Origin of the sequence: Xanthomonas populi, from assembly GCF_002940065.1 — a bacterium.
In the GTDB taxonomy this organism is placed as follows: Bacteria; Pseudomonadota; Gammaproteobacteria; order Xanthomonadales; family Xanthomonadaceae; genus Xanthomonas; species Xanthomonas populi.
Genome location: NZ_MDEJ01000224.1, coordinates 1 through 3,446 on the forward strand (window position 1 = coordinate 1; position 3,446 = coordinate 3,446).

Consider the following 3,446-nt stretch of genomic DNA (forward strand, 5'->3'; position numbering starts at 1 on the left):
CATGTAGAACCTGGCCCATTGTGCTTGCTTCCATTCGAGTGAAAAGAGTGCACCATCAAAGCCTGGGATCAAACACCTAGTGAAGCGCTACTTGCGACATTCCATCAGCGCTTAGCCGCCGCGACGCGCACGTTCTTCGATAGCAAAGCATTCGTCTGGGCGCGGCACCGGCGGCTTGAACGCGACCGGCACCTGGATCGTCTGCGGCACCGTCTGCCCGTTGCGGGTGGCGGGCTTGAACTTCCATTCGCGCACGCGCTTTTGCGCAGCTTCGTCCAGCACCGATTGACCGCTGCTTTGCGCCACCGACACGTCGGTCGGTGTGCCATCGATACCAATTACGACTCTGAGCACAGAGGTTCCACCTACGCCGGCGCAGGCCAGTTGCGGGGAGTATTCCGGTGGCGGCGTCTTCACTGCGGCCAGCTCGGTTGGCTCAATCGCCGGCGCAGACGCCTGCTGCGATGACTTGCCACACCCGCTGACGCCGATGGTGAAGAGCAGGCCGGCGAGGGCGGCGCGATAGAGGGTCATGCAGTGGCTCCCTGATCGTAGAGCTGCGCCGTCTTGGCCGCACAGATGAAGTCGTTCTCGCTCAGCCCGCCTACATCGTGGGTGGAATAGCGCACCACCACGCGGTCGTAATGCACGCCCAGATCGGGGTGATGGTCCTGGCGGTGGGCGATCCAGGCCAGCGCGTTGACGAAGGCGAGGGTGCGGTAATAGTCGGCAAAGCGGAACGTGCGGGTGATCGCCGTGCCCGCTTCGGCTAGCTCCCAGCTCTGCACTTGTGGCAACAGTTCGGCCAGGCGGGCTTGGCCAAGCTTGTGGTCGCTCCCTTTGCGCGGGAGGCAATGGGCCTGTTCCAGGGGGATCAGATCGGTCATGACGGTCTCGCAGGGGTGGCGGACAACGCGCCCAGCGGGATCAAGGTGTTTTCCATGAGCGCGGTCGCATTGAGCGGTAGAATAACCCGCATGATCCAGATATCCGACAAAGCTCAAACCTATTTCCGCAAGCTCATCGAACGCGAGGGCGTGCCCGGCATGGGCGTGCGCCTGAGCGCGGTGGATGCGGGCACACCGCGCGCTGATGCCCGGCTCGAGTTCGCCGAACCGGCCGATCTCAGTGGCGACGAATGGGCGATCGACTGTGACGGCTTCACCTTATATATCGTCGCGGCCAGTGTGCCGTGGGTGGATGGCGCCGAGATCGACTACGTCATCCAGTCCACCGGCAACCAGCAGCTCACCATCAAGGCGCCCAAGATCAAGGGCGAAGCGCCGGCCGATTCCGCCTCGATGGTGGAGCGCGTGCGCTGGGTGGTGGAGAACGAAATCAACCCGCAACTGGCATCGCATGGTGGACGCGTGGCAGTGCAAGAAGTCTCTGCTGATGGTGTCGTGCTACTGCGCTTCGGTGGCGGTTGCCACGGTTGCGGCATGGCCGATGTGACCCTGAAGCAGGGCATCGAGAAGACCCTGATGGGACGCGTGCCCGGCGTGATTGCGGTACGCGACGCGACCGACCACGCCACAGGCGATGCGCCGTATATTCCGCGCGACAGCGCGGCCTGATTCCGCGCCACCGGTGACAACTGCCGCCGATCTGCTGCAGGCGCTGCGTACGCGCATGCCGAGCAAGCTGATTCTGGATCGGCGCACAGGTTTGCCTTACGGCTGGGCGATCTGGATGCGCAACCGCCACAGCACCGCTGCGCCGTTTGACGACGACCAGGTGACGGAGGTATTTCTTGCGCGACCAGCGTCGCCACACAGCATGCGTACTTCCGCATTGCTGTCGCCATTTCAGGCCTTTCGCAGCCTGTGGTGGCAACACTGGGAACCGCGCCGGAAAGACGAACGCCCGCTGCACTGGCTGGCGCTGCTCGGTAGTTTTCTGATCCACCTCGGTTTCATGGCATTGCTGATCTGGGTGGTCAGCGTGCGCTGGGCGTCGGATGAAACCAAGCAGGGCGACGAATCGCGCGTCCGCATGAGCTTCATCGGCGAAGGCGCGGCGGAGCAGGGCGGTGGTGCAGGGGAACCTGCTGCTGCGCAGGCAGCCTCGGGTGAAGCCTCTGCAGCGTCGCAAGCGAATGCGCCTGCGGCGGGTGGTAATCCGACTGTTTCGGTAACGCCGCCACCAGAGCCAACGCAGGCCACCTCCGATTCCGTTGACAGTTCAAGCGTTGCCGAGGCGCAGCAGGTCGCGCCCGAACCCGTGGCTGCCGTCAGTGAGCCAACGACACCGGATGTGCCGCAGGTGAGGGTGCAGGTGTCGCCGGTGACGATCGAATCGCCGCTGCAAGTGACCAAAACGCCAGTGGCCACGAACGACTTTGTGGTGCCGTCACCTCCCGCGACCACTGTGGTTCCGCGCTCGATCGAGCCGGCAGCGCCGCAGGTCCAGGTCCGTCAGCGCGCCATCCAGACGCTGACCGAACAGCCGCAAGTACGCGAGTTGCAACGTCCTGCCACCAACGTCGCGGTGCGATCTGCCAATCTACCAGCGGTTCGAGAGCGCGAAATCGTCGCGCCGGATCGATCTCAAATCGCTGCGCCGGTTGTCCGCAATCGCGAGGTCACGCTTACGGTTCGCATGCCGGAGATAGCGGTTCGAACGGCAGAGTTGCAGAACGTGCCGGATCCGGCGCCGTCCACTGCGCCGTCCACACAATCGCAAGCGAACCAATCGCGATCCGAGCAACCCACCAAAGCGGCTGCAGCGGTATCTTCATCCAGCAAGCCTGCAACCAGTGGCAGCGCCGGCCCGAAGCCTGCAGACCGCAGCGGTGGCTGGGATGTAGCAACGAATGCCGACGACTGGAGCAAATCCGACAGCAACCGTGACGAGAAAACGACCGGCGCAAATGGCCAACGCGACGGCATGTTCAACGCCGATGGCAGTGTCCACGTTGCCGCCGGAACCGGCGATGCGGGTAAAGGCGCCGGCGAACGCGGACCGCCAGGCAGCGATACCGACACATGGACCCGCGACCAGATCGCCCAAGGCGGCACCTGGCTCAAACGTCCGCCGTACGGCTACACGCCGACCTCGCTGGATAAGTATTGGATGCCGAACCAGTCGCTGCTGCAGGAATGGGTGCGCCGCGGCCTGAAGAAGATCGAGATCCCGATCCCGGGAACGACCACAAAGATCAGCTGCCTGGTGTCGCTGTTGCAGTTCGGCGGCGGCTGCGGCCTTAGCGACCCAAATCTCAACGATCAACCAGCGACCGCAAGGCCGCCGCCGGATGTGCCGTTCAAGCAAGAATTGCAGGAGGACAATGGGGCTGGGCCGACTGCAGTTCCAGGGGGCAACACTGATTAATCAGTCGCCCCTGAAAAACCCCAACCACCCAACTGTTTGATCCCAGGCTTTGATGGTGCACTCTTTTCACTCGAATGGAAGCAAGCACAATGGGCCAGGTTCTACATGGGAGC

General features: G+C 63.3%; 4 protein-coding genes. 2 read left to right on the forward strand and 2 right to left on the reverse strand.

Translation table 11 applies throughout. The features are described from left to right. Window positions 1–111: 111 nt before the first annotated feature. A complete protein-coding gene (locus XpopCFBP1817_RS20045; RefSeq protein ID WP_128418418.1) occupies window positions 112–534 on the reverse strand; it encodes an energy transducer TonB in 423 nt (140 codons plus the stop codon). After that, entirely contained in the window at window positions 531–887 is a 357-nt protein-coding gene (locus XpopCFBP1817_RS20050) for a 4a-hydroxytetrahydrobiopterin dehydratase (protein ID WP_128418419.1), read from the reverse strand. The genes XpopCFBP1817_RS20045 and XpopCFBP1817_RS20050 overlap by 4 nt, the downstream gene beginning before the upstream one ends. 90 nt (window positions 888–977) lie before the next feature. Between XpopCFBP1817_RS20050 and XpopCFBP1817_RS20055 the strand changes: the two genes are divergently transcribed. Together XpopCFBP1817_RS20055 and XpopCFBP1817_RS20060 are read left to right on the forward strand one after the other, a co-directional pair. Then, complete coding sequence (locus XpopCFBP1817_RS20055) at window positions 978–1,577, forward strand: NfuA family Fe-S biogenesis protein (protein ID WP_128418421.1); 600 nt, start codon at window positions 978–980, stop codon at window positions 1,575–1,577. A 13-nt stretch (window positions 1,578–1,590) separates the two neighbouring features. Beyond that, on the forward strand, window positions 1,591–3,333 hold the full coding sequence (locus tag XpopCFBP1817_RS20060; RefSeq protein WP_128418420.1) for a transmembrane repetitive protein: 1,743 nt from the start codon (window positions 1,591–1,593) through the stop codon (window positions 3,331–3,333). Window positions 3,334–3,446: the final 113 nt, after the last annotated feature.

What these genes read in the sequence shown, in the direction of transcription:
- XpopCFBP1817_RS20045 (WP_128418418.1), bottom strand. Translation starts at nt 534, where the DNA reads ATGACCCTCTATCGCGCCGCCCTCGCCGGCCTGCTCTTCACCATCGGC.
- XpopCFBP1817_RS20055 (WP_128418421.1), top strand. Translation starts at nt 978, where the DNA reads ATGATCCAGATATCCGACAAAGCTCAAACCTATTTCCGCAAGCTCATC.
- XpopCFBP1817_RS20050 (WP_128418419.1), bottom strand. Translation starts at nt 887, where the DNA reads ATGACCGATCTGATCCCCCTGGAACAGGCCCATTGCCTCCCGCGCAAA.